Here is a 23,260-nt window from a genome sequence, read left to right as displayed (position 1 = left end):
CTTTCACACAACTTCTCTATCTTTTCCTTCGACCAACCGAGCGCCAGCAAAGCGGACTCATTCAAGCGCCATACTGTATCTTTGCCCAATACCCTCGCGGCGGTTTGACGACGCCCAACCGCTTGCAGCGTTTCTCGATGGCCTTATCACTGACATCGAGGATGCGGCGATGGCTCTCACTGGTTCATTCCAGACTGCGAGAAGCAAATCCTCGGGATCGATCTCAAACTGCCGCTGCCATGGGATACGGCAGAATATCGAACAGGTCACGCGTCTGGGGACATGCGATGCGCTGACCTGAACCGGATCACCGCAGACGGCACAAAAAATGGTCACAGGCATAATAATCTCACTTTCAAATTTCACCTCTCAAAAGAAAGGGACGCCCGTAAAGAAATGGGCGTCCCTTCATATATAGTTTCGGATGCAGCAGGATATCCAGACAAGAACGAGAGGCACACGAATGCGCCTCTCGGTTGCAGAAAGCGGATAGCGTCCTGCTATAGAGGGGGATAGCGTTTCAAGTAACCAGCGATCATCCCGGCAACTTCAAGATGAGCAACAAAAGTCAGCGTATCTGCTTCGCCCGCCATAACACGGCGGACTTCATTCGCAGCGCTGCACGATAATGCAGGCAGGATCGTTTGCACGACCTGTGCGGACTGTTGCTCATTCAAAGTCTTTTTCGTGCCGGGAATTCGTATCGCAGTACCTTGCCACGTTCCGGGATTAAATAAAGCGGCCATTGCATACCTCTTTCTTGGCCGAGGAAGCAATGGCTACTCTATTTCGCCGCTCCCTCAGCCCATAAAAAATGGGATTGGGAGCAAACGGAACATCAGGCTCGTTGGCCTGTCATTCTTACTTTTATTGATCTACAAATACCAGCGTGTTGTTTTTTACTTTAACGGTCTGGTCGAAGGTCAGACAGCCATAGCCAGCAGGTGTAGAATCCTTGGGGCCAGTGATCCAGCCATAGAAATCGTAACAACCCTGCGGAACACTGGTCGTAACAGATTCAAGAGGGGCAATGGAGACATTTCCGATCCCGCATCCGTATTCGTTCGTATAAATATAAAGATACAGGGACAGGTCGCCGTCGGTGACATTGTTGAAAGTTACTTGTGCCTGTGGGCCATCCATTTCGCTCAACGGTCCACCGCATAGTTCCTCGCTCGTCAGACTGACGTCTTCGGTGGTGACGACAGCTGGCGCCAGTGCCGCCGGTTGAACAGGTGTTTCTGTCAGCTGTACAGGCAATTCGGTTGGCAGAACAGGAATAGGTGTAGGTTCCAGCGTAGGCGGAAGCGGTGTAATCGTTGGAATGGAAGCAGCAGTCAAAGCGATCTGAGTTTGGGCATTGGCCATTGCGATCGCTTGAAGCTCGGCGATGGAAGGTGTGGGTGTCCCCTGCGGAGCGCAGGCAGCAAGCGCAAAGACCGCAAGCAGGGAAAGGAGTACATACATGGAACGTTTCATTAGATTAACCTCTTTTGGATTTGAAAGTAGTGAGTAGAGACCAAAAGGCCACTCTACACACAAGCGCAAAGCGCTAAAAGGCAGAAGGGGCGGTTAGCCCAAACTTCAGGAAAAGAATAAAGCTTCGCAGAAAAACAAAAAGAGCGAACCAAAGAGATGCAAGCCAAGTGCAGGCATCCTCAATGAATTCGCTCCGAATGGTTTCTGATAAAGGTTTACTGTCTTCTGGAGTCAATCATGTGACCGACTCAGTCATCCCGCCGGGAATTGAACCCGGAAAAAAGCCCGACCGTATTCATGAATAAGGCGCGCGCGGGATGAAGATGGGAGCGACGAATAGCCGCTCCCGACAAACACCTCGCCTGGCTATCGCCTCCATAAGAGACTCGCCTTTTGGACAACGCGAGATGTGATTGACCCGTTGTCCGGAGGGAGCTGCAAGGAGGAGAAAAGCATGGAGAAGTGATTGTTTGCCCAATAGGGCAGATCCTCTGCCAGGTCACGAACCTGGCCGGACGCATTACGCCGAGAGGGAAGAGAAAAGGATGAATGATGAATGGTGAATGATGAATAAGATCAGGGCAGGGAAAGAAGGTGAGAGAAGAGCAAATCTTTTGCTCTTTTGTACTTCTTCATCCCTCATCCTTCCTCCTTCATCCTTTCGAATACACCACCACTGCATTGGTCAGAACATGCAGGCTTTCCTGCTGGTTCCTGATCTCGGACAATTGACCAGCATCCGTCACGCGCTGCATCATGGCAGCCACCTCGGAGGAACCGGTCTTGAGCAATTCGTCGCGCAAGATACGACCTGCGCTTTATCGCGCAATTCGCCCACCACGCGAATGCGCATTTTCAATTGCAGGCGAATGGCTGCACCCGAAGAAGTCTTTCCATTTGCAAAACGGATCGTGATGTAGTGCGCCGCCCTGCGTGCGCGTCCAAAGTTGCCAGCACGCTTTGGGTCAACAGGTGTGTGTTCATCATAGACGGCAATACGGGCAACAAAGTCCACACCATCATCGTGGCGGTATTCCCATATCCGCGCGACGATGCCTTCGACCTGCACGCGGTTCAAACTTTTCTCCTGAATGGCTTCTCCAAAATGAGAGAGCTGAATGCCATTGCCGTCCAAAAGCGACATCGCAAGAACATTTACCAAACCATTCCGCCGCTCAAGGGTCAACAGGCGCCAGGCTGGCAGATCCGCAGGATCCACATAATTCAGGAAACTCATGGCATTGGCCTTATCCAGGAATTTTCGCAGTGTCTCCTGGTATTCCCTTGTGTACCAGATAGCCCTGGATCTTCAACACATCGCCAGGCTGAATGGAAATCGGAATGCCGCAGATCATTCCATCTGCAAAACGCAGTGTCACAAAAGATGTAAACGTATCATCGTTTTCGATCAGGTTTCCGCGTTGAGATAAAGCCAGACGGGCAAAGACATCATTATTTTTGCCCCACACAGAACGGATCACTCCGCTGCCAACGAAAAGATTGAGATCGTATTGTTCCTTGGCTTGTGGAAGGGGGCGGGCGGGATGGCTTCGTTTCGGAACGGAAGATGTCTCCGCCGCAAGAAGCAATTGATGCTGCACGAGAGGCGGGACAATTTCTTCCTGTTCAACTTGCCCGATGGCATCTTCAATAACAGGCATTTCTTGTGCGGTCTTTTTGCAGCCGCTATCTTTTTTGTGGTTGTTTTTTTGACGGGCATGGTTTCTCCAGATAAATTTATTTAACAGGCAGGGGAACAGCGTTCATGTCTCCTGCCAGGATTGGTTCCAAATAAAATTAACAGACTGATGTCTGTTGTGATAATTCGTTTGTAAATTATTAAAGTTCAACTACGGTAACAGGGTCATAACCCTGGAGACCTGCAAAGATGGGAGGCGGCAAAGCCTCCCAAAGAAAAGCAGAACCTTTGGAAAGAACCGTTGGACTAGCCAGCAACCGGCTCAGGCTTATGTCCATTGGGGCGGGCGGAGAGCAGCGAACGAGCGGCGCCCTGCAAAGTGACCTGTTGATCACTGCTGGCTTTCATCGAGTTCGCATACCACTCGATGACCGTGCGATCCTGATCACCGAGCTTCTGCCCGGCACGCTGACCGATCTGGATCACAAAACCGGCTGGGTCGCCTGCAACAGGAACAACTATCGCTTCCTGTTTTGGAGCAGGCTTGGCGGCTTTCGGCGCAGGCTTTGATGCGGCGGGAACTGCGGCCTTCGCGGGAGCGCTTGTCTTGCCAACCGTTTTGTGAGAACGCTTGCCTAGATACACGGATTCCTGAAAGCCGAGGTTTGAAGAAGCATGGCCGAGTGCGTTGGTGATCGCACCCTTCATGGCGTAGGCTTCAACATCGTTGTCGCTTCCGCCAGATGCATCGATCTCACAAGTCACGACACTGCCATCCGCATCGCTCAGCTTGTACCAGAAGGTCAGGCGTCTGAGCGTCGCCACATACACGCGGCGCACGCCTCCGCTGGAACGCTTGCGCTCCTCGATCTCGGTGTGCATATCGGCAGAGTCGTACTTGTAACCCCAGCCGATACCGCACAAGCCAAAGACCTCGTTCAAGATCTTGCGCATGTAGTTGGGATCGATGTCGGTCAGGTCTGCCGCGCCCGGTACAGCTTTGTAAGCATCCTTCGGCAATTCAGCATCGAGCTTCGCTGCCACACTGTCCAGTGCCATGCCGGTCAATGTCTTGTGGTTCTTGATATCCATGGAATACCTCCGTGAAAAAATGCGCGCCCTGGCAAACACCAGGACGCAGAGTCTTGGTGAATGATTCGGTACGCGCGAACGGAGGTTTCCGTCCGGCGCTTTTCAATTGATAAGGTTCTGTCAGGCGAGTAGCCTGCGGTAAGTCGTCTGGATTCAGACAGCCTTCCGCAGAACACCCTCCCTTATTTCCAACTTGCCAACCAGAGAGGAGAAGTCGAGTTAATCTCTCTGAACTTACCTCGGACCAGCGATTCCAGATCAGTCGCCAGCCCTGGAAGATGATCGAGCTTGCAATCTCCAACCAGGCGGGCGCGTGACTTTTGAGTCGATGCACATAACACCGTGCGCCCACCATTCAGAACTGCCTGATTGCGCCACTTGGATACGCGTTCCTTCTCGCCCAACTCAACTTCAACATATAGCTTCTCATCCCCGCGCATAACCCACGCATCCGGCACGGACTTTGTTTTTTTTACTTCGGGTAATACCTGTGTCGCCCAACCGCGTTTACGCGCGTGCATCGTGAAAGCCAGCACTGCCAGTGTATGTTCTGGAAAACGTGCGCCTTCATGTAAACGGATCAGGCGGGACCAGTCATTCTCATACGCTCTGGTTTGGAAGAGAGCCTGATACAGCTTCTCACCTTCAGGGGATAGTCGATATAGTTTCAAGACAGTGCGCGGAGACTTGAGATCAAGGATCTCGATGGTCAACACGTTAGCTTTTTCCATATCTTCCAACACACGGTGCATCGAGCCGGATCCCGCCGAGACCCCCACCGTTTCAGCCAGAGCCTCTTCCAGCTCCATCGAGGCTGCCAGCCGCCAGTGCCCGATCAAATACAAGATCAACCAATAGCGTTGGAAAACGCGCACCAGGTCGCCGCCAGTACGCCCGCCACCGCTCAACACACTCGAAAAGGCAGTGGGAATTTTTTGAGGAAAGTTCCCGAGCATCTCTTTTGTGTTCTGGACGATAACGGAGAGAGCCGGTGTCGCTTCCGATGGAATATTTTCAATAGCATCAGCCGCCACTACTATTTGATCGACATCTGCTGTTTCCACTACCCGTACAACGGGAGTCGCTACGGCAACCACAACCTTTGTCCGCTCTTCCTTGAGATCGAGCTCAGCTTTATCCAAAGCAGATTGCAATTCAGAAATCTGCCGTTGTAATTCAATTTGCACACGTGTATCAGGAGCAACAGGCACAGGGACCCAACCCCGCGATGGAGCAGCAACATCTTCAAAAAACTTTTTCCAATCCAACGCTCCCCAATTGGTCGGGATGGATGGATCGTCGCGCCGCAGGGATTCCAGTCGTGTTCCATCGAAGCGATTTGCAGTTTCAACCAATACCTGACGTATGGCACGGTTGGCCTCTTCGCTTTTTCGGCGCAGGTCACGCTCCGCCTGCAGCAGATCATCCAGAGCGCGTTGATGGGAAAAGTCCAAAGTGGTATTCATCATTATTGCTGCAACAGAGTCAACGCATCCTGCACAGACAGGATGGCAGTATCGCGGTCCAATGTACCGGTGGACCAGTCGCGCACATTCAGTGCCGCGTTTTCCAAAGCCAGGCGCGCGCTTTCCAGAGACGGATCACCTTCTTTTGTGTGCTGAGCGATCTTCTCGATTAGAAACTGAGTCGTAACCGGATTGGGCTTCTGCTCCAAGGCCTGTGCCAATTGCATCGCGTCGGTTCGCAAAATCGAGAGTTCCATTGTGTATGCGCGCTGCGCCTGTAACAAACGCCAGTCAGACCAGTTAAGCAAGCGCGGAGCACCAGTGTCCATCGGAGTGGCATTCTGCCCAATTTGGGACATGCCCACCAACGCGGCAATGATCAGCAAGGCAAAGACAACCAGCCAGAGCGCGTCTTCGTTTTTGCGAAAGTTGAATTCAATATCAAATGGCACATGTACCTCTACGGCAGCGTCAGCGTACGCATCTCGGATGTGGTTTCGATCACGACATTCATATCTGGAGTGAGCGGGATCAGGTGTTCCACCTGCACGGTCGCAACACAATGCGCAAATGTGGGAGCGGGAAAATCGATGGCAAGCCCCTGGATGTTGTAGCGGATCTTGCCCGCGTCGCTCAAGGTGGCAGAAAATTCACGCCGCCCTGACGACGAGCCAGACCAGGCTCGATGCGCTGTTGGCTGGTCGAGATGAACAAGGGCACATCCAATGCATCCGCTGCCGATTGGCAGGCCGCATCGTTTGCGGTTTGCAAATGGCCTCTGACATACATCATGCGCGTCACATCAATGCTCAGCGACGCGAGCGGGATGAAGACAAACACCAGCATGGCGGCAAACCAGGCATACGCATCACCCCTGCGCGACACCAACAAATGCTGGATCACCAACCCTCCTGACGAAAGACAGACATGGCTGCACCTTTTATATCTGAGCCAAGACTGTCACCGCCGAAGAAACCCAGCAAGCCGCCCATCAGGTTGGGGACGCTCCAATCGACCTGAACATTGATCTGTGCGCCGGGAAATCCGCCGCCCGATACCGAGACGGAGTAATCACCTACGCTTGCAAAGGCCACAGATTGTTGGGCGGCGTTGTATGCCGCGCCTGCCGGACCCTGCTGATGAACACTCCCGACCCGCGCGCCATAATTGGCGGCGTTGTTGGCATTGACACTCGCGAACCCGGCCATGGTTAAGTTCATCAGTGCGATCGTGACCAACACGATCACCGGCATGGCAATCGCGGTCTCGGCAAATTCATCGCCACGGCGTGAGAAAAGCAGGCGCAGTAGACGCATTCTAGATTCCAGTGGTTGCCTGGCTGATCAGATCCACGATCTTGCCGCCGAAGGCAGCAAACGCAGCCACACCACCCAGCACGACCAGCACGAGGATGACTGCTTTTTCTCCATAGTCATCCCCGTGCGGATCGGAGATAAGTTGAAGCAGTCGAAGATAAAAGATGTTGATCTGAAACTGAAGTGTAATAAACATGTTGGCTCCTATGAACTGATGTAATGGAAATAAAAAAAGGCGCGATTTTCCCAGGGGAAATCACACCTCATTCAAAAAGGATTATAGAGAACATCAAAATAATGTCAAGCAGGCTGCGAAGGCGAAGGCGGTCACCCCTGGAAAACGCCTGTTGCGATCACCTGTTTTTAGAATGATGATGCCACCCCATACCCCGGCAACAACCAGAGCCGCAAATCCTGCCAGCGGCCACAATCCAAAAAGACCAACCAAAACTTTCCAATCCGCACCGCCCATCCAGCCTTTGATGGCGGCATACGTGATCACGCCCATCACAAAAATGGATAATATATTTACAGATATATTATCCAAAAGGAACAAGCGCAAAAAAGGCGCGATTGCACCCATGGAGAAAAGCGGGATGCTGATCCAATTGCTGACCTCTCCTGTCCGCCAATCCTGTACCCCGCCGATGATCAGGACGGAAAGCAACAATCCGTACACAGGAAATATATTACTTGACCACATAAAACCACAAGCGCGAAGGCTTATCCCATTTCAGGCCGAGCCGTTCGGCTACTGCATCTGCCTCCACATCAAAGAATTCATTCGTCTGCGACATGATCCGCTCGATGGTCTGCACGCCCCAGCCCCAGCGTGACCTGCCAAGCAGCGGTCGCGAAGCAAACGAAGCCACACGATCTGCTGCACTTTTTTGTCTGCCCGCAGCACGTACTCTGCGGTCAAAGCGCATCAGGTTGGATTTGGGAGAAGTGGAAACGATGATACGTTGTCCATTGGACGCACGCAGTTCCACCGCCTGCACTTCATGGATCACGCGCATGACTTCGCTAATAGTGAGCGGCGCTTCCAATTCCGAGCTGGCCTGGTTTGCCAGCCATTCCAAAGGATCAATATAGTTGGCAAGCCCGTCGATGTGCCGCGTGCGGCGGTCGCGGATCTGCATGGCAACAAAATCCTGCACCAGGCGTTCCATACCGCGCAGGGCGGAGGCCTGACGCTGGTTATATACAGCCAGGATAATGGCGAGAAGAAAAACAAGAAGAACAGTTGAAAGTTCGAGAGACATGATCATTCCTTTTGATATTGAATATGTTGGTGTAGCGAACTGGTTAAGGATCGCAAGGCCGCCGGACGCGGGTCAAGTAGTAGTAAAAATGAGAAGGACAGTACGAAGGCGCTGATAACGAAGATGATCCAGATGGGAAATGGGGCAAGCTGTACATCCTCTTGAATTGGAATCACAATCGCTTGAACGACGATGGGCTGTTCAGGTGCTGGCTCTGGCCCAGGCAAAAATGGAATGGGCGGGATCCATTTTGGGATTTCAATTAAGGGCAGTTGAATTAATGGAGTGGGCGCTGGCGTGTCAGGGATAACGATCGTGCCTATGTCTTCTGAACACAAAGCATAGATGTCGCAAACCTCCACGTTGACTGTGTACGAACCGGGCGGCGCGCTGGCAGGCCCAATCACCCGATCCCATGAGACGGTTGTTGGTGCAGGCAGATCGTAATAAATGACCCGATCCGGATAGCGCAGCATTGGATCCTGCACAACGATCCTAACGCTCTTCAAGGGGATGACATTGTTGAGTACGTCCAAGGAACCGCTTTCCCAGATATTCCAGGTATCCGTCAAATTCACATAGGGAGCAAAATTATCCAGGATGACATGTGTGCCGAAGGGTTGTCCCATGTTGCCCGCCTTATCTGTGGCACGCAAATATAAGGAATGGTCGCCATTATCCAGCGTCGATGTATCCAGTTCAAAACTCCAGCGGGATTCGACAAAGGACGCAGCCAGCCAGTTGGATCCATCCGGGGAGAACTCCACGTTATGCACCGCTGAAGTTGCATCCAATATATTCCCCGACAGGATCACTGTTCCTGAAAGCACAGAACCATCCAGGGTTGTATCGAAGTTGTAGACAGGTGGAAGGGTATCCACCTGTACTTCCTGTGAGGCAACTTGCAGATTGCCAGCCGCATCAAAGGCCTGAAAATCAATTCTCTGGATGCCATCCCCTACCATGACAGAATCGCCATCCTGCCATGACCCGTCGTTCACACGATATTGGGTGGAGGCGATCCCGGACAAGGCATCGCTCACATCAGCGGAAATAGTTGCCGCAGAGACCAGCCAGCCATTTGATCCACTTGTACTCATGAAGGTTGGGACGATGATTGGCGGGGTTCCATCCACCTGAATGGAGTAGGATGACGCTTCGACATTTCCAGCGTTGTCTGTTGCGGTTACAAATATGTCGTGAGTTCCATCCACGAACGATATGGGAGCAGATTCGACGAAGCCGTTATGTGTAATGATTTGCGTCTGCACTCCTGAAGTTACATCAGACACATCCACCCCAACCGTGGCACTCCTGAACCAGGCTCCATTTGACAGGCCGGTCGTATTGAAAGCGATAATTGGTTTTACGCTGTCCACCTTCACAATGAAAGTGGATGTGGATTGATTTCCTGCAACATCCATGGCCAGCACCGCAATCGTATGTGTTCCATCCGACAGAGCGAATGGCGAAGACACAGGCATTCCGTTCCTGGTAATGGAAATAGATTGCAGGCCTGAAATTGCATCGCTGGATAAGACAGTCACAGCCGCGCCTGCGGTGGTATGCCAGCTCCCGCTTTGCGACCCGGATGTGCTGCTGGTAATGACAGGTTTTCCAGAGTCAAAATTAAATGCGATATTTCCCGCGGCGCTGGATAATCCCGATGTAGGAGCAGATGCAGAATATGAAACAGATCCACTTCCGGAGGGCATACTCAAGCTGCATGGATTGGCGCATGAAAACGGCGTGCTGATGCCGCTGACGGTGATGTTTCCACTTATATTGACAGAGTACCCCTGCGGGTCTGCTGCTGTGATTGCAACCTTGCCGTTATTGATACACCAGCCTGGACTTCCCCAGATCCCGCAGGTAAGAGATGCAGATACGGTCGGAGGCGAATAGACTGGGGGCGGCGGGTCACCTCCTCCAGAACAGCCTGCACAATGAAAGGTCCATTCTGTGCAACCGCCGCCTGGGATTTTATGACCGCAATACCATACCTTGCAGTCATCACTGCATACATCGGGAGGTAATGCACTTACTCCGGGGACAGTAATCAACGAAGGTACGTCTCCTTTTACTTGCGCATTGTTTATCGCATCTGTATGCTGCTGGATCAGTATCGGGGCTATCCAAATTACTGCCACGGCCAGCAATGCGATAAATACCTTGTACGGATTAATTGCTTTCATCAAATTCTCCTCTATACCGAAACCAAAAAATCTCACTTGCAATTAAAAAACCCTCATCCAACACTTGTCCTTTCGGGAGGGCTTCAAGCCAGGTAGTGAATTGGAAATTCAACTTTCCGCCTTCTGAGACCTTCGATTTTGTATGCGATTCCAACCACACCAGAAATCGTTCGAGCTGACCTGCGTCAAGATGGAAAAGACAATTCTTGATATTCCTGAGCACCGCTTCCACGATATTCAATTCCAGTTTTTCCATTTTCACCACACTCCTGGAAATAATTTCCAGCGGACTACGCTCGCGTATTTCACGGCATATCCGATAATCACTCTTTCTTCGGCACGCATACGAAGGATCAGCAGGATCGCGAAAAGATCCAGCACAATCCAATTCCAGATGATTCCCGAAGCGATACACAATCCGAGGCACGACAGGAATTCACCTGCATACATGGGATGCCTGATAAATCGATAGGGTCCATGCACGACAAGTCCGCGGTCTTCGGGCACGATGGAAAACGAGAATCCAAGTACGACCAGCGACCACAACGCCAGCAGCAAACCAGGCAGGGCATACAGGTAGTTTGCATTTTCCATTCGGAAGGCAAGCGGAAGCAGCGCACAAAGCCAGGCGGTCACGGCCATCCGCGGATGACTGACCCGTTCCACTGGTTTGTGCATCACCAGCAGGAAGGCAGCCAGCGCAGATTGCAGAGCCAGCGGGATGGCGATCAAATCCCCCGCTGAGAATTGCATCACCCGGACAATAAACAGGAAAACAAAGAAGGCTGCGCCGATGGCATTAATGAGTTCTGAAATAACAATATTCATGGGCTTTTAGAACGACTCAAATACGCTCACCATCAGCGGCACAAAGATGGCCAGCATGAAGGGCACGAAGATATAGAGCGAGATTGGAAACAAGAGCTTGTTGCTCAATTGCTCCGCAGAGCGGGCAACATCCGAACGATATTCACGCGCCAGCCCGCGTGCGACTTCGCCCATCTGCCGCGGTCCTTCGGCGCCTTTGGTCGCAACCAGATCGATCTGGCGCGCGAACGCTTCAAGATGCGGCATTCGATATTTGGTGAACTCCTCGACCAGAGCGCCGTCCAACAGCTCGCGCGAAAAGATCAGGCGTCCCGCTTGCTGGGCGTTCTGGGTCACGATCCGCAATAAATTGCCGAGCGCTCCAGGCAGGGATGCAGCGCGTCCCACGGCGGTTTCAGCGGAACTGCCCGCACTCATCTCCGCCGCGATCAAGGCTGCGGCTTCGGGCAAGCTGCGTTTAACCATTTCACGGACATCATTTGCCCGTCCACGCAGCTGCAGATATGGATAGTATGCAGCCACTGCAACGCCAATGACGAAGGCCGGACTGAGAGCATTGAAGATCAGCAGATAGGCGATCCCAACGGAACCGAATAGAACCGATTTGCCCAAGACACTGCCTACGGTGCGTCCTTCATACAAGCCGCCCAGCTGTGCCCACATCAACTCGTGTTTCCAGGCATCGAAGCTGAACCCGAGTTTATCCACGATTGAATCTCCAACCCGATCAGTGACACCGCGTCGATCTGTGGATGCAAAACGTTCAAGCCGGGTGCGGCTGAGCTCCCAGAATATGAAATCAAAGCTTCGTAAATACTGATGAAAGAGCAGGCCGATCAAGCCCGCCGCTAAAAATGGAACAATTGTTGTCATGGGACCTCATTTGCCTTCAGACCGCGTTATCGATAATGCTGCTGACCTGGCTGTGACCGTATACGATCACGAGACAGATCAAGGCATACAGAACTTGTACGAGGGGTGACTTGACAACATCCGCCATGGCGCCCGAGCGACTCATAAAAGCGATCATCACAAAGGTCATCACGGTCAGGATGTTGACCGTGCCTTGTGCGCTGCCACCCTTGGCTCTGGCCAGGACGCGCGCATCCAGCACTGATTCAAGGTTATCTGCCGCTGTACCAAAGGCTTTGGCATACCCTTCACCGCCGGTCGTCCACATTCGTCCGATCAAGTCCGCTGCAATGGATAGGGATGTGGAAATTGCAGCAGCGCTTTCGCGGATTGCCTCAACAGCCCCGTGTCCTTCCGTATGCATTCTGGCAGCAGTTTCCTGTGTCCAGGTACGTAGCGGTCCATCGGAGCGCAGAGTCTTCGCGACCGTTTCCAACGCAGACGGTACATTCGGTGCAGCTTGAATGGTCGCATTCAAACGCAATAACAACGAAGGCAGTTCGGCTTCCATCTCGGTGCAGGTCTTATTCCAGGCACGTGTGATCCAGCCGTTGACAAAGATATATCCCGCGATGATCCCGATCAGGCTGGTGAAGAACGGCAAGCCCACGATCATCAAAATGAAAGTCATGCCCACTCCCGCCACAATGCGCGCCATCATCATGTAATACTCTTCGTTGTCTGCCGCATCGATGCCGATCTTCGCAAAGGCAATACAGACGCGATGCTCGAAGCTGCCCACAGATGCGGAACTCGTTTTATTACGTCCACCTGCGCTGCCAGCAAATGTCTCGATACGTGTGACCTGCGGTTTGCCAATGCGCGGCAGGGTCAGGTTGCCGGTCAAGCGCCAGATGATCCATGCCAGCAGGCCTGCTGCGATAAAGGGCAGGAAGAATGTCAGGCTCGGGGGGATATAAAATAGATTTGTGTTGAACATGCGAACTCCTTTTACACTCTTCGTTCAATTGCAATGGGCAGCAATTCAGTCTCGCCCAATTTGTATAACTGGCGGAACTGTACGTTGCCGCCTTTGAGATTCTTTTCAACTTCCCAAACGCCGATCATCTTTCGCCCTCCAGCAGACCAGCCTACCTGCACGATCATGTCAACGGCCTGCACGAACATTTCCTTCGCGCCTTCCGAGCGCACTCCGACATCGTTGAAGAGCAGCAGATTCAAACGTGTGATGGCAGACTCCGGTCCTTCGGCATGGAAGGTGGATAAGCCTGGATGATCGGACATTTGAGCACGGAACAAGGCCGCCACTGCATCGCCTCTGCGCATCTCGCCCACGATCAACCACTTCGGCGACATGCGCATGGCATCGTCCACAGCGGAAGCGAGGCTATACGGCACGATGGTTGAACCGACCTGGGCTGGGCGCGCTTCGAGCGTGACCACATGCGGATGATCGAGCCAGATCTCTTCAGGGTCTTCGATCTTGACCACGCGTGCATCCTTCGGAATTCCATTACACAAAGCCGAAAGCAGGGTTGTCTTGCCCGAAGCCGTGCCGCCGATTACGAGAATCCGCAGCGCCTTCGAAACCAAATCCACCAATCCATAGATCACTTTTTCAGGGGCTACTTTCCATTTGACAAGCAGTTCTGGCGGCACAGGCTTATCTTCAAACAAACGGATGTTGATACTGGGATATCCGAGTCCTGGCGCGACCACTGGATGAATGATCTTGATACGCGCTCCGCCTGGTAATCCTTCCTGACGCGGGATCTTCGCATCCACGGATGGAGAGGCTTCGGTCACGGCGCGTCCCAACGGTGCGAGCAATGTTTCGGTTGCGCGCCAGACATCAGTCAAGGTAGGCGTCACGGCTAGCTTCTCAAAATTTGCTGCCCTTGCGCTGCACCCAGCATCTCCATTTGGGTGACGGTGATCTCGGATAAATTTGCTTCAATGCGCAGGAGCGGCTCCGGAAAACCAAGACCACCAACACGTGCAACGACGTCGCGCGCCATCTCCTGCACCTGGTCGGAGGAAGCCTGTAGTCCAAACTTTGAAACCACAGATAGCACCAACGGGACAACCCGCGAAACCAGCTTCTCACGCTCGCCGCGCATTTCTGCCAGGGACAGGTTTTGAAGCTGTCCTGCAACATCTTCGATGACGCGCGCGCGATCCACTGCGCTGAATGGAGGTACGACAGAATCCCAACTCATCCCATCTCCTATTTCTTCGTCCGGATCTTCAACGGTCCGAGGTGGAATACGCCATCCTCTTTAGCCGTCTGGCCCACTGGGACGACCACGCCGCCGAAAAGCATTTCAGACAGACGATGAATGGGACGTGCAAAATCATCAGATGCATCCAATGCGGAACGTCCGCTATCCTGTGCCAGCGAAACATCGATGGAGTGCGGGATGGTGGCCATGACAGGCGGGAACCCCACGTTGAGATTCATCTTGCGACAGGCCGCATCCGCCGCGCCGTGCCATTGATCGGCGGTCAACATGCCATTGGCGCGTTGATTGAGCACAACGAAAATATTTCCTGGTGTAATACGGTGTTGTCCCGCGATCTTTTGCGTCACCGTGCGAAAAGCTTCGGCGGACATCCAAACATCGGATACGGTGGGACGTGCCACCATCAGCCAGGTGTTTGCGGCGGATAACGCACGCGGCGTGACGCCGCCTGCCGAAGGGGTATCCAGGATGATGGCCGAATACCCGCCATATGCCGCGGAAGTGACCAGCTCATTGATCGAGCCGCTTGCTTCAGCAGGCCGATCTCCTTGCGACTCCGAGAGGATGTCGGGAAAACCAGCCAGAACATGCAGCTCACCAGCAACTTGAATACTGGATCGCAAGCCTTCATCGTTAGGATTCGCGATCCACGAAACGATGTTTGGTTCAGGACGCAAGCCCAACTGCAAGGGAATCACATCGGGCGCGCCCAGTCCGATCAAAAGTGTTTTCAAGCCGCGCCGCGCAACGGCTTGCGCCAACGAGATTGCGATCGTGGTGCGGCCCGTACCGCCGGATCTGCTCCAGACCGTGACGATACGAAGTCCACCGGCACCTGAGCCGCCGCGCTGCGAACCGCCCGACCAGGCAGTGGGAGAGATGGCAGAGACTGTTCTTCGCAATGCCAGCGCATCCGCATACGCGCGCGTCATGAAGTCTGCGATGTTGACATCTCCAACAGAGACTGACTTGACGGATTGAATGGCCTTGAATTGTTCGATCAATTCAGTGCCCACTCCGCCAGGCACGATTAGGTAAACCGCGCCACTGACTGATGTCAATGCTTCAGTCAATGGAGATGGTCCATCGAATACAGTTGCATCCAGCAAAATGATTTCGGGTGATGATGCGAGTTTGGCGCGAAAATCCTGGGGAGTGTTGGCCATGGAAGTCACGCGAAAACGCGCGTCCACCTGCAGGGATTGATACCAGGCAGTAGTTCGTTCCATATCCTTGTGAGCGAGCAAAACACTGACGGGTGCATCCTGCCCACCACCTTGCGGTGTTGGTTGATTTGTCCAGGTCATTTACGGAACCACGACTGGCGCGACAGCGGAAGCAGCTGGCACTGGGGTTTCGGGAGCCAGGATCAAGTCAGGCAACCAGAGGCCGGGAGATGTGAATTGGCTCGCGCCGGTTTGCGGCATGAGATAGAGGGTGATGGTTGCGCCATCCATTCCAGATAAGGCAGCCAATAGCTCCAACGCGCGCACGTTCATCTGTGTTCACTCCCGCCAGAGCGCCTTGCTCCGTTGCCTGCGGAACCACATTTGCATCCATGTTGGATGCAAAACGCGGATCGATAAATAACACGCGCAGTCCTTCAATCGTGGACTTCGAGAACGTACCACTGCCCAGATACGCGCCATTGTTTGAATTAGTATGATCCGGCGGGGTCACGCTTTCGTTCCAGACATTGCCATTCGGGTAGACGCCATCTGAGGTGTATGCGCTGCTGGTGGTTGAGTTGGTATCCTGTTGTGGAATGGATGCGATCACGCCCACCATCTGGCCGGGCACAAGTAATCCCGCCACACCACTGGCATCTGTGACATGAACAGCAATCGCGCGTTCGTTGGCTTCGATCGCGATCAGGTTTCCAAGTTGGGAGGCGCGGATGACATCGCCCTGGCCACGGTCAATTCGTAATGGTTGGCCGGTGACCATTGTTTTATCGGTCAGTACATCCACAGCCAGTACATCATCGGGCACGGATAACAGCGCAAGATCTGCTTCCTGCAATACATGACCGGCGCGCAGGTCATACGCAGCCACGACCACCATACGCGCAGGCGCGGGACGTAAGAGAACAAGAGCGATCACGAATACGATCGCTGCAATAATGAGTGGGAAAGCTTTTTTCATAAGTACTCCTAAATGAATTATTTTTTCTTATCCCCTGGCAGGATGAGCGCCAGGGATTTGATGAAACTTGTTTCTGCAAACATCCAATTTACAACGCGGTCTTGTCCTTTGGAATCTGCTTCGATTTTCAGCACCAGGCCAAGCAGGGGGCATCCCTGTTTGTGCCAGTGCGTTCTTCAGGCTTTCAACTGCCTGCGGACTATCGTCCTCGAAAAATACAATATTGCCGTTCTTTGCTGCTTGTGTCATTTCTTGAACCTCAAAATAAGTTGGATGGAATTTTTACTATGTTCTCTATGGGTTGGCGTAGCGACAGCGTCCCACCAGCCTGTATCGGGCGCGAGTGTCGGAGTGGGTGGATGGCGCATGCGTGATCGCCGCGCTCAGGTGTTCTCAATGCCAGTCACTTCGACCCCAGATAAGCAGACAGGCTGACACTCAAACAGCAAAGGGTGAGCAGCACCATCGATAACCTTTTCGTGAATTCAAGCAATCGTGACTTGCCAGCATCGGTAATTTCTTTTTCGCAAAACCCTTCACTTTATTTTCACTGGTTTCATCCTTTTTAAGGAATTCTTCCCAGAATATTTTCGATCTCTGCATCCGTGGGCTCGGTCACATCCAGCAGGAGCGGCTTGAAAAGGATCGGCCTTTGCAGTTCACGGCGGGTTGTGTACGGAAAGCGGCCAATCGCCATTCCGATCGGCATATCATCCGCAAACCGTCTCCACTCTTCATCTCGGAAGCCCTTTTCGGAGCGGGCCAGCGCGGACAGGATCAAGTCCTTGTCTTTTGGATTCTTCAGATATCCAACGATGACATTGTTGCAGGAGGAAATGATGTCATCCGCGATCAAGTGCGGAGCCTGTGTAATAACGTGCAGGCGTGATTTGTATTTGCGCGCATCGCGGAACATATCTGCAAAACGCTGGGTGGCGGAGACGCCGCCGGTCTCATCCCCGCTCCCGCCTGTTTCCTTGACGAAGATCTTGTTGGCTTCTTCATAGAAAATTTGCAGCAGCGGTTCATCCGTTTTGACTTCATGCACACGCCGCGCCACCATGTCCATATAAAGATGCCAGCCGGTCCATCCCAGCAGGAAGGCTTTGCCGAAGTCATCCAGGAACATGCCGCCTTCGATGATGGTCACGCCCCAGCCGCCATTCTTGCTCAGATCCTCAACGGGAGCTGTGCCAGGACCGGGTGCAAATTGACGTGCAGCGGAACCTTGCACAAGCGGATTCAAACGAAATAGAATGCCTTCAAGCACGCCGGTCAACATCACGTCGCGCGGAGGAACGCTCTTCAACTTGGCAGCGACTTCGTCGTATACGCTCGTCAAGCCGATCATCACACTGCGCTGCACCGCAAGCGCCTGGCGTTGTTTGTTATTCAAATCGCCAAGCAATGCGTCTGCCTTTGCGCCAATCAGCGCAGCTTCATCCACCTGCACCTTTCCCCATTGCGCCACCGCGCACTTTTGGGTCATCCACCAATACGCCTGCATTGAGATACAAGGTACGCATGGCTTCCAGCAATTCCTGCTTCTGCCGCTTTACACCCAGCTGTGCGATACCGCCAAACACATCCGCAAATGCGCGCCATTGGGTTTCGGGTGAGATGTTGCGTCCGATCTGCATTGGATTCCAACGCAAGGGCCGCACGGCATCCGGCCAGAGTTGCAGGATCTCAACATGTCCTTCCAGTCCGGGGGCATTGAGCAGCGATCTCCAGCCCGCGCCAAAATCCAACACGACCGTGCGCGTTTTCCATCTCAATGTCGTTTCATACGCCATGCGGATCATGGCCACAGATTTGCCGAAGCCGGTATCACCCGCCGCGATGGTGTGCATGAGGTTGTCCAGGTCAAGCGCACCTGTGCGGGAGTCAGGTCGCCAGTTTCGGGGCTATACTGATGACCCAGCACCACATCACCGGGCATGTTCGGGTTAAAGCCCATGCCTGCGGGAATGGCCGCCATGGTGGTAGCTGCTGATCCTTCTTCAAACAATCCAGGCGCGGTATATGCTGCCAATTGGCCAGCGGTTAGGAGTGTGGCATAGCGCGTCCATAATTCGCCGCTGAAGGGATCGCCGTTTTCCAGTTCCGTCCAGGGAGTAAAGGAAAAGGCATGCACGCGCAGTTCGGCTTTGTCAGCTTCGAGCGGCTCGATGGTCAGGACAGGTGTCGGGACACTTGAACCGTGAAAGGCTTGCGGTACAAGTGCAGCAGCTGCAGCGCTTCCTTGTTGGGTATCCGTAAACAGAAAGGCATTGGTCATAAATCCACCTTCCATGGATGCCTGATTGGCAAGTGACTCCAAGCGGCGCAGGACATCCGCCAAACGTTCGGCCACGTCATCCTCAGTTTGCCAGCTGCGATTGATGCTGATGCCGGGCAATAATCCCGTGCTCATGCCACCCGATACACCCTGCATGAAGTTGCGCGATTGCTGTTGCGAGGCGGAGACTCCTTCCGCGTGACTCTGTCCCCAGCTCTTGCTGTCGCCCCAGGATTCGCTTTGCGAGTCCATGGACGATGTGGAGACGGAGTGCATGGTGCTTTGCCCAGTGGATGTGCCGTCATTCGTAGCGTGCGATGTTCCATCGGATACCTTGCAGCGGAGTCAGAGACACCCTCCGTGTGTGAGCTTGAACTTCCAGACATCGTGCTGGTTGAACCAAATCCAGAAACGCTGCTGCCTTCGTTGTAGCCAGCCGAAATGCCTTTGAGTAAACCACCAACGAGGGGAATATCTCCAAGGATGGATTTTCCAAGATCCGCATTTATGCCAAAGCCTGTGCTTTCCGACCAGCCGCCGCCCACCGAACTTCCATGCGATGACATGCTTCCGTGAGAGTCTGAACTGGATGTGCCATGTGATGTACCATCCGAAACTCCGTGGCTGGTTCCATCCGATACGCCATGACTTGTACCCGTCGATGTAGAATAACCATCGGATATGGTTGTGCCTTGCGAATGCCCGTCCAACTGTATGGCTGTTGCCCCAACCTTGCGAGACGCCGTCCTGCGCGCTATGTGCTGTTCCCTGTCCGACGCCAACACCGCTCGCATTGCTTTGTGAAAGCGCGGCCATGATCGGGATGCCAAGATTGAAACCGATGCCGATCGCACCTTTGCGACGGGAACCAACATTGGATGCGGCTTCACTGATCCGCATCAAGGTTTGCGTCATGCGCGCGCGGGCGATGTGTTCGGCGAGGACTTGAAAGACAAAATTCTGGCGCAGCTTCGAGAGACCGCGAAAGAGGATCTCGTTTTGTTCCTCGGCCAGGTCTTCATCCGAGTCGTCCCCGATCGTGCCTTCGGAGTCTGTCCCGCGTTTGCCCTGGCGCGGATCCGGATGGCCGAGCACTGCGGCAATGTTGCAGCCGCGGGCAGTGATGAAATCGAGATACCACTGCAGCCAGTCCGGGTTTGGCGCGCCCAGTTGCGATTGCGGAAAATTGGCGAGCACAGCCTCCACCGTGGAGGTGCCAATCAGCGCTTTCTTCGCTGCATCCTCAAGGCTGTCTGCCTCGCCTGCTGCGCCAAAAAACTGGACGATTCCGATATGATCCGGGGCGTAGATGCCCATGGCGGTGTAGACAAAGTTGACGCCCGCATTGTGCAAGCCGCGTACTGCCGCCCATTGTTTTCCGAGCAGGTCATAATCTTCACGCACGCTGACGGGAATTACTTTCAGTTCACGCAAGGCCACACAGCGAAAGAATCGCCGTAGATCTTTTTGCAGTTCGAACCACGCATAGCGCAGGTTGCCATCTTCAATGGTCAATCCGTTGTTCATAATGCTTAACATCGATCACCTTTTCAAGGCCAGCCAAAATATGATAGGGGCTGGGTGGGGAACATTCTTTTGGGTATGGCTTTACCTGATATTCAAAAAAAACAGCCTGGCGGCCTGGCGTATACGCCACAAGAAAATGTAAGGGGTCCTTGGCGTATTCAGCTGAAGGCCGTTACTCAAAACCACCCCCATATATGGGGCAATATGACAGTATCTTGATAAGATCACCATATCTACGGCTTGCCGTTACTCGTAATTGAGCTATCCAGCGCTGTTTTTCTGGATTCTGCTGGCGTCTGGCCTATTCGCCAGGACGCCAGAGCTTTTGTCGTCTTTTTCATTGTTTTCCACGTGTGCGGATCGTGGTGATCAACGAATCCGGCGTTCCCTGCGCAGGCGGGTGCGCCCAGATGGATTGGGTCAACATGGCCAGCCAGCCGAGCGGAATAACGTACATGCCGATCCCGATCAGGGCATTCAAGTAGCCCGCGCCTTGGGACATCATCGGGTCACTGGCTATCGAGCTGCCCAATCCAAAATTTCGATACAGTGCGAAGCCCAATCCTGCTACCGCATACAGGGCCTGTCCGCGGATCGTGTTCCAGTGTTGGGCGGGTTTGTTGTATTGCTCCAGCCATTGTCCCGCCCAGCCCGCCAGCGACATCACCAGCAGGAAAAGTGGAACAGGCGCGGGCGCAAGCAGAGAAGCGAGGATTGCCAGCGCACCGGATCCAACTGCCCATACTTGTTGTTCTCTCGATGTATAGGCGGCGAAGAGAAGCGCGGCAACTGCAAGCGTGATGGTCTGAATATGATCGGCGGCATAGTAGACGATCACAAGAAAACCGTTGACCGTCCAGATGGCGCCCGTTGTGATATTTGATAAAAGTTCGTTCAATCAGCCACCTTGTCTTTCCTCGAAATCATCATTTGATAATTACAATTTCCTTCAACCAGGCAGAGAACTGACCACCACGGCTGAAACTACGCGGAGCAGATACGGGGGTGCCAGAGGTGCTGCCACTTAAATTCATATTCCAATTGCCAGGGTCTGCAACTTGAACATTATTTTGGGAAGCTGAATACACACACCCGCCGCCGCCGAACGAAAAATTTGGGTGATGAAGATATGCTTCGGGGTATCGGATGGATAATTCGTTCAAGATCCAAGTCCGCGAATCCTGTGAGAGCGACATGGAAGCATTGGCGGAAGAAATACACTCTGAGTATGTTTCAACGTGTTTTTCACAGCTATACCCCGTAATAACATTCTTGCACTTTTGAACGCCTAAAACGATATTGCATTGTTCTTCATACTCAGGTTCCTGGGTGTAGTAGGTGTAAATCGTTGGAGCAACGGACGCAGAAAAGGCCACATCCACACCACGCTTATCAGGGTCTTGTCCCACTACCAATGGATATGACGGAGCAACCTGACTGGCACTGGCAGAGATAGCTCCAAGTTGAACACTCGAACCTGGGCATGTGGTTGGCGGAGGGGGAGTTTCTGTACTCAAGGGCGGTGGAGTAGGTTCGATGGCAGTGAGTAGATCCAGTTGAGCAGCAGAACAGCCTGCCGGAGTGGAACCGCATTGGCCGGGTGTATAGAGCAGCATATAGGTATATAAGCTGCCATCAGTTGAGATCGGGGTATAAAGACTTGACAGGAAATTCATCAACCCGGCTGGGGCGATGCTCCAGATGTCGGTCTGTCCATTCACGATAGATTGGAAGAAATCCTGTGGCGCACTCGGCCCGTTGAAGCCCGCCTGATTGATGGTGGACATCATCTCTGCGCTTCCTGAATTACCCAGTAGTGACCCAAAGACAGAGCCAATACCAGCAATACCTGTTGGGGCATCCACACCAACGCCCGGACCGTTAATTCCCATTGTGCTGGCGGCTGCTGGACTGTGTTTCCGCTTGCCGTCACGTATGAATGATATTCAGCCGGAACACTGACAGTTCCCACGATCGGAAGAGTGATGCTCGGCATCCAATCCGCCGCTTGAGTCACCACACCCTGATCGCTCATTTGGTCATATAAGATATTTCCATTGCTGTCTACTACGTCACTCCAGGCGCTATCTTGAGCAAGCGCTTGATGAAACGGTAAAAGAGTGACAAGGGCAAATATGCATAAAAGCAGGATAAAACCTTTTTTCATTGCCCTGCTCCTGTCTCAATTCCGTATCGTTCCTTGATCTCCTGATCGAAGAGAATGCGCTCCAATATCCAAGTTTCTTTCTCTTTGTTGAAAGAAACCTGGGCATACGTCAGCAACTGATTTGTTTTCTCTTCACCTTGTGAGTTTGCTGACACAACAGTTATCGCAAGTTTCCAGATGTGATGATCATTCTTGAGCACTTCAACGTCTTCAATAATCATCGCCTGTGATTGAGTAAACCTTGCCCCCGACCCTGCAAAGGCTTTCCAGACCGTCTCGCCGTACATCGTGCGCAGCAGTCGACATCCATTTTCGGACATGCCTGCGCAGACTTGCAGCAGCCACGCATCGTATCCACTATCCACATTTGGAGCATAGAACGCTGCGACCGCCTGTAGTGCAGGCTCCGTGCCGCGAATCTCTTGCTTTGGCAGAAAACGATCCAGCAGATTGTTTGTCCATGCGTAATACCCGCACGCGCCAAGCAGAAGGACAAGGGCGATGACCAGGACGATGTTCTTTATTTTCTTTTGCGAGATAGTAATGTCCATATCACTGCTCCTAAAATTCCAAAAATCCATATTTGTGTCATAAATCTCTCCATATAGTGAAACGAAAAGACCCCTTCCGTTTGGAAGGGGTCTTTTCGTTTTGGGTTGAGATAGAATCCTGCCGAAGGCAATCTCACAGCAGGGTCAAAAAGAAGTTTAGTCGCAGTGTTGAGAACTGTCAAATGGCTTGCGA

The 23,260-nt window shown here is 53.0% G+C and carries 32 protein-coding genes; 1 reads left to right on the top strand and 31 read right to left on the bottom strand.

What is annotated here, in order from left to right:
• The coding region (locus IPI86_RS08440) for a hypothetical protein (RefSeq protein WP_345297560.1) at positions 1 to 296 on the top strand (296 nt) is incomplete at its 5' end.
• Between the two features lie 204 nt (positions 297 to 500).
• Here IPI86_RS08440 and IPI86_RS08435 read toward each other — a convergent pair.
• From IPI86_RS08435 to IPI86_RS08285, 31 genes are all read right to left on the bottom strand, one after another.
• A complete protein-coding gene (locus IPI86_RS08435; RefSeq protein ID WP_345297559.1) occupies positions 501 to 677 on the bottom strand; it encodes a hypothetical protein in 177 nt (58 codons plus the stop codon).
• 190 nt (positions 678 to 867) lie between these two features.
• Positions 868 to 1,479 carry a hypothetical protein gene (locus tag IPI86_RS08430; RefSeq protein ID WP_345297558.1) on the bottom strand — a complete coding sequence of 204 codons (612 nt, stop codon included), beginning with the start codon at positions 1,477 to 1,479 and terminating at the stop codon, positions 868 to 870.
• 754 nt (positions 1,480 to 2,233) lie between these two features.
• Positions 2,234 to 2,716, bottom strand: coding sequence for a hypothetical protein (locus IPI86_RS08425; RefSeq protein WP_345297557.1), 483 nt, complete (start codon positions 2,714 to 2,716; stop codon positions 2,234 to 2,236).
• A 10-nt stretch (positions 2,717 to 2,726) separates the two neighbouring features.
• The gene (locus IPI86_RS08420) at positions 2,727 to 3,140 is read right to left on the bottom strand and encodes a hypothetical protein (RefSeq protein WP_345297556.1); all 414 of its coding nucleotides are present in this window, start codon (positions 3,138 to 3,140) and stop codon (positions 2,727 to 2,729) included.
• 284 nt (positions 3,141 to 3,424) lie between these two features.
• Positions 3,425 to 4,210, bottom strand: coding sequence for a hypothetical protein (locus tag IPI86_RS08415; RefSeq protein WP_345297555.1), 786 nt, complete (start codon positions 4,208 to 4,210; stop codon positions 3,425 to 3,427).
• 182 nt (positions 4,211 to 4,392) lie between these two features.
• A complete protein-coding gene (locus IPI86_RS08410) occupies positions 4,393 to 5,679 on the bottom strand; it encodes a hypothetical protein (RefSeq protein WP_345297554.1) in 1,287 nt (428 codons plus the stop codon).
• Positions 5,679 to 6,128, bottom strand: coding sequence for a hypothetical protein (locus IPI86_RS08405; RefSeq protein WP_345297553.1), 450 nt, complete (start codon positions 6,126 to 6,128; stop codon positions 5,679 to 5,681). Before IPI86_RS08405 ends, IPI86_RS08410 begins: the two co-directional genes overlap by 1 nt.
• A gap of 8 nt (positions 6,129 to 6,136) precedes the next feature.
• Complete coding sequence (locus IPI86_RS08400) at positions 6,137 to 6,313, bottom strand: hypothetical protein (RefSeq protein WP_345297552.1); 177 nt, start codon at positions 6,311 to 6,313, stop codon at positions 6,137 to 6,139.
• The gene (locus IPI86_RS08395; RefSeq protein WP_345297551.1) at positions 6,310 to 6,579 is read right to left on the bottom strand and encodes a pilus assembly protein TadG-related protein; all 270 of its coding nucleotides are present in this window, start codon (positions 6,577 to 6,579) and stop codon (positions 6,310 to 6,312) included. Before IPI86_RS08395 ends, IPI86_RS08400 begins: the two co-directional genes overlap by 4 nt.
• A complete protein-coding gene (locus IPI86_RS08390) occupies positions 6,576 to 6,992 on the bottom strand; it encodes a hypothetical protein (protein WP_345297550.1) in 417 nt (138 codons plus the stop codon). Before IPI86_RS08390 ends, IPI86_RS08395 begins: the two co-directional genes overlap by 4 nt.
• A gap of 1 nt (position 6,993) precedes the next feature.
• A complete protein-coding gene (locus tag IPI86_RS08385; RefSeq protein WP_345297549.1) occupies positions 6,994 to 7,188 on the bottom strand; it encodes a hypothetical protein in 195 nt (64 codons plus the stop codon).
• Between the two features lie 93 nt (positions 7,189 to 7,281).
• Complete coding sequence (locus IPI86_RS08380) at positions 7,282 to 7,695, bottom strand: prepilin peptidase (RefSeq protein WP_345297548.1); 414 nt, start codon at positions 7,693 to 7,695, stop codon at positions 7,282 to 7,284.
• On the bottom strand, positions 7,682 to 8,257 hold the full coding sequence (locus IPI86_RS08375; RefSeq protein ID WP_345297547.1) for a hypothetical protein: 576 nt from the start codon (positions 8,255 to 8,257) through the stop codon (positions 7,682 to 7,684). Before IPI86_RS08375 ends, IPI86_RS08380 begins: the two co-directional genes overlap by 14 nt.
• A gap of 2 nt (positions 8,258 to 8,259) precedes the next feature.
• Positions 8,260 to 10,452 carry an Ig-like domain-containing protein gene (locus IPI86_RS08370; protein WP_345297546.1) on the bottom strand — a complete coding sequence of 731 codons (2,193 nt, stop codon included), beginning with the start codon at positions 10,450 to 10,452 and terminating at the stop codon, positions 8,260 to 8,262.
• Positions 10,439 to 10,708 (bottom strand): hypothetical protein, encoded by a 270-nt coding sequence (locus IPI86_RS08365; protein ID WP_345297545.1) that lies wholly within the window; start codon positions 10,706 to 10,708, stop codon positions 10,439 to 10,441. The genes IPI86_RS08370 and IPI86_RS08365 overlap by 14 nt, the downstream gene beginning before the upstream one ends.
• A 2-nt stretch (positions 10,709 to 10,710) precedes the next feature.
• Positions 10,711 to 11,280, bottom strand: coding sequence for a methyltransferase (locus IPI86_RS08360; protein ID WP_345297544.1), 570 nt, complete (start codon positions 11,278 to 11,280; stop codon positions 10,711 to 10,713).
• 6 nt (positions 11,281 to 11,286) lie between these two features.
• On the bottom strand, positions 11,287 to 12,153 hold the full coding sequence (locus IPI86_RS08355; RefSeq protein ID WP_345297543.1) for a hypothetical protein: 867 nt from the start codon (positions 12,151 to 12,153) through the stop codon (positions 11,287 to 11,289).
• Positions 12,154 to 12,169: 16 nt separating this feature from the next.
• The gene (locus IPI86_RS08350) at positions 12,170 to 13,132 is read right to left on the bottom strand and encodes a hypothetical protein (protein WP_345297542.1); all 963 of its coding nucleotides are present in this window, start codon (positions 13,130 to 13,132) and stop codon (positions 12,170 to 12,172) included.
• Between the two features lie 11 nt (positions 13,133 to 13,143).
• A complete protein-coding gene (locus IPI86_RS08345) occupies positions 13,144 to 14,025 on the bottom strand; it encodes a CpaF/VirB11 family protein (RefSeq protein WP_345297541.1) in 882 nt (293 codons plus the stop codon).
• 2 nt (positions 14,026 to 14,027) lie between these two features.
• On the bottom strand, positions 14,028 to 14,372 hold the full coding sequence (locus IPI86_RS08340) for a hypothetical protein (protein WP_345297540.1): 345 nt from the start codon (positions 14,370 to 14,372) through the stop codon (positions 14,028 to 14,030).
• An 8-nt stretch (positions 14,373 to 14,380) separates the two neighbouring features.
• Positions 14,381 to 15,703: a ParA family protein gene (locus tag IPI86_RS08335; RefSeq protein ID WP_345297539.1), complete on the bottom strand. Its 1,323-nt coding sequence runs from the start codon at positions 15,701 to 15,703 to the stop codon at positions 14,381 to 14,383.
• 67 nt (positions 15,704 to 15,770) lie between these two features.
• Positions 15,771 to 16,541: an RcpC/CpaB family pilus assembly protein gene (locus tag IPI86_RS08330; RefSeq protein ID WP_345297538.1), complete on the bottom strand. Its 771-nt coding sequence runs from the start codon at positions 16,539 to 16,541 to the stop codon at positions 15,771 to 15,773.
• Positions 16,542 to 17,106: 565 nt separating this feature from the next.
• A complete protein-coding gene (locus IPI86_RS08325) occupies positions 17,107 to 18,030 on the bottom strand; it encodes a hypothetical protein (RefSeq protein WP_345297537.1) in 924 nt (307 codons plus the stop codon).
• The gene (locus IPI86_RS08320) at positions 17,981 to 18,394 is read right to left on the bottom strand and encodes a hypothetical protein (protein WP_345297536.1); all 414 of its coding nucleotides are present in this window, start codon (positions 18,392 to 18,394) and stop codon (positions 17,981 to 17,983) included. The genes IPI86_RS08325 and IPI86_RS08320 overlap by 50 nt, the downstream gene beginning before the upstream one ends.
• Entirely contained in the window at positions 18,343 to 19,098 is a 756-nt protein-coding gene (locus IPI86_RS08315) for a hypothetical protein (RefSeq protein WP_345297535.1), read from the bottom strand. Before IPI86_RS08315 ends, IPI86_RS08320 begins: the two co-directional genes overlap by 52 nt.
• Positions 19,099 to 19,167: 69 nt before the next feature.
• Positions 19,168 to 20,361, bottom strand: coding sequence for a hypothetical protein (locus IPI86_RS08310; protein ID WP_345297534.1), 1,194 nt, complete (start codon positions 20,359 to 20,361; stop codon positions 19,168 to 19,170).
• 325 nt (positions 20,362 to 20,686) lie between these two features.
• Positions 20,687 to 21,247, bottom strand: coding sequence for a hypothetical protein (locus IPI86_RS08305; protein WP_345297533.1), 561 nt, complete (start codon positions 21,245 to 21,247; stop codon positions 20,687 to 20,689).
• Between the two features lie 28 nt (positions 21,248 to 21,275).
• A complete protein-coding gene (locus tag IPI86_RS08300; protein ID WP_345297532.1) occupies positions 21,276 to 22,139 on the bottom strand; it encodes a hypothetical protein in 864 nt (287 codons plus the stop codon).
• The gene (locus IPI86_RS08295; RefSeq protein ID WP_345297531.1) at positions 22,136 to 22,516 is read right to left on the bottom strand and encodes a hypothetical protein; all 381 of its coding nucleotides are present in this window, start codon (positions 22,514 to 22,516) and stop codon (positions 22,136 to 22,138) included. Before IPI86_RS08295 ends, IPI86_RS08300 begins: the two co-directional genes overlap by 4 nt.
• The gene (locus tag IPI86_RS08290) at positions 22,513 to 23,067 is read right to left on the bottom strand and encodes a hypothetical protein (RefSeq protein ID WP_345297530.1); all 555 of its coding nucleotides are present in this window, start codon (positions 23,065 to 23,067) and stop codon (positions 22,513 to 22,515) included. The genes IPI86_RS08295 and IPI86_RS08290 overlap by 4 nt, the downstream gene beginning before the upstream one ends.
• On the bottom strand, positions 23,037 to 23,260 hold a 224-nt coding region (locus IPI86_RS08285; RefSeq protein ID WP_345297529.1), incomplete at its 5' end, for a hypothetical protein. The genes IPI86_RS08290 and IPI86_RS08285, both read right to left, overlap by 31 nt.

The sequence above is a fragment of the Candidatus Villigracilis affinis genome, from assembly GCF_016705895.1.
Taxonomy (GTDB): Bacteria; Chloroflexota; Anaerolineae; order Anaerolineales; family Villigracilaceae; genus Villigracilis; species Villigracilis affinis.
Note: the sequence above shows the minus strand (reverse complement) of the source record. Positions and strands in the feature narration are given on the sequence as shown.

Excerpts from the sequence above, each read along its gene's own strand:
- IPI86_RS08295 (WP_345297531.1), bottom strand. The coding sequence starts at position 22,516 with ATGAAAAAAGGTTTTATCCTGCTTTTATGCATATTTGCCCTTGTCACT.
- IPI86_RS08315 (WP_345297535.1), bottom strand. The coding sequence starts at position 19,098 with ATGCACTCCGTCTCCACATCGTCCATGGACTCGCAAAGCGAATCCTGG.
- IPI86_RS08340 (WP_345297540.1), bottom strand. The coding sequence starts at position 14,372 with ATGAGTTGGGATTCTGTCGTACCTCCATTCAGCGCAGTGGATCGCGCG.
- IPI86_RS08375 (WP_345297547.1), bottom strand. The coding sequence starts at position 8,257 with ATGTCTCTCGAACTTTCAACTGTTCTTCTTGTTTTTCTTCTCGCCATT.
- IPI86_RS08335 (WP_345297539.1), bottom strand. The coding sequence starts at position 15,703 with ATGACCTGGACAAATCAACCAACACCGCAAGGTGGTGGGCAGGATGCA.
- IPI86_RS08365 (WP_345297545.1), bottom strand. The coding sequence starts at position 10,708 with ATGGAAAAACTGGAATTGAATATCGTGGAAGCGGTGCTCAGGAATATC.
- IPI86_RS08420 (WP_345297556.1), bottom strand. The coding sequence starts at position 3,140 with ATGCCTGTTATTGAAGATGCCATCGGGCAAGTTGAACAGGAAGAAATT.
- IPI86_RS08410 (WP_345297554.1), bottom strand. The coding sequence starts at position 5,679 with ATGATGAATACCACTTTGGACTTTTCCCATCAACGCGCTCTGGATGAT.
- IPI86_RS08390 (WP_345297550.1), bottom strand. The coding sequence starts at position 6,992 with ATGCGTCTACTGCGCCTGCTTTTCTCACGCCGTGGCGATGAATTTGCC.
- IPI86_RS08430 (WP_345297558.1), bottom strand. The coding sequence starts at position 1,479 with ATGAAACGTTCCATGTATGTACTCCTTTCCCTGCTTGCGGTCTTTGCG.
- IPI86_RS08385 (WP_345297549.1), bottom strand. The coding sequence starts at position 7,188 with ATGTTTATTACACTTCAGTTTCAGATCAACATCTTTTATCTTCGACTG.
- IPI86_RS08320 (WP_345297536.1), bottom strand. The coding sequence starts at position 18,394 with ATGCACACCATCGCGGCGGGTGATACCGGCTTCGGCAAATCTGTGGCC.
- IPI86_RS08350 (WP_345297542.1), bottom strand. The coding sequence starts at position 13,132 with ATGTTCAACACAAATCTATTTTATATCCCCCCGAGCCTGACATTCTTC.
- IPI86_RS08290 (WP_345297530.1), bottom strand. The coding sequence starts at position 23,067 with ATGGACATTACTATCTCGCAAAAGAAAATAAAGAACATCGTCCTGGTC.
- IPI86_RS08360 (WP_345297544.1), bottom strand. The coding sequence starts at position 11,280 with ATGAATATTGTTATTTCAGAACTCATTAATGCCATCGGCGCAGCCTTC.
- IPI86_RS08380 (WP_345297548.1), bottom strand. The coding sequence starts at position 7,695 with ATGTGGTCAAGTAATATATTTCCTGTGTACGGATTGTTGCTTTCCGTC.
- IPI86_RS08330 (WP_345297538.1), bottom strand. The coding sequence starts at position 16,541 with ATGAAAAAAGCTTTCCCACTCATTATTGCAGCGATCGTATTCGTGATC.
- IPI86_RS08425 (WP_345297557.1), bottom strand. The coding sequence starts at position 2,716 with ATGAGTTTCCTGAATTATGTGGATCCTGCGGATCTGCCAGCCTGGCGC.
- IPI86_RS08355 (WP_345297543.1), bottom strand. The coding sequence starts at position 12,153 with ATGACAACAATTGTTCCATTTTTAGCGGCGGGCTTGATCGGCCTGCTC.
- IPI86_RS08300 (WP_345297532.1), bottom strand. The coding sequence starts at position 22,139 with ATGATGTCCACCATCAATCAGGCGGGCTTCAACGGGCCGAGTGCGCCA.
- IPI86_RS08370 (WP_345297546.1), bottom strand. The coding sequence starts at position 10,452 with ATGAAAGCAATTAATCCGTACAAGGTATTTATCGCATTGCTGGCCGTG.
- IPI86_RS08415 (WP_345297555.1), bottom strand. The coding sequence starts at position 4,210 with ATGGATATCAAGAACCACAAGACATTGACCGGCATGGCACTGGACAGT.
- IPI86_RS08325 (WP_345297537.1), bottom strand. The coding sequence starts at position 18,030 with ATGACCCAAAAGTGCGCGGTGGCGCAATGGGGAAAGGTGCAGGTGGAT.
- IPI86_RS08310 (WP_345297534.1), bottom strand. The coding sequence starts at position 20,361 with ATGTTAAGCATTATGAACAACGGATTGACCATTGAAGATGGCAACCTG.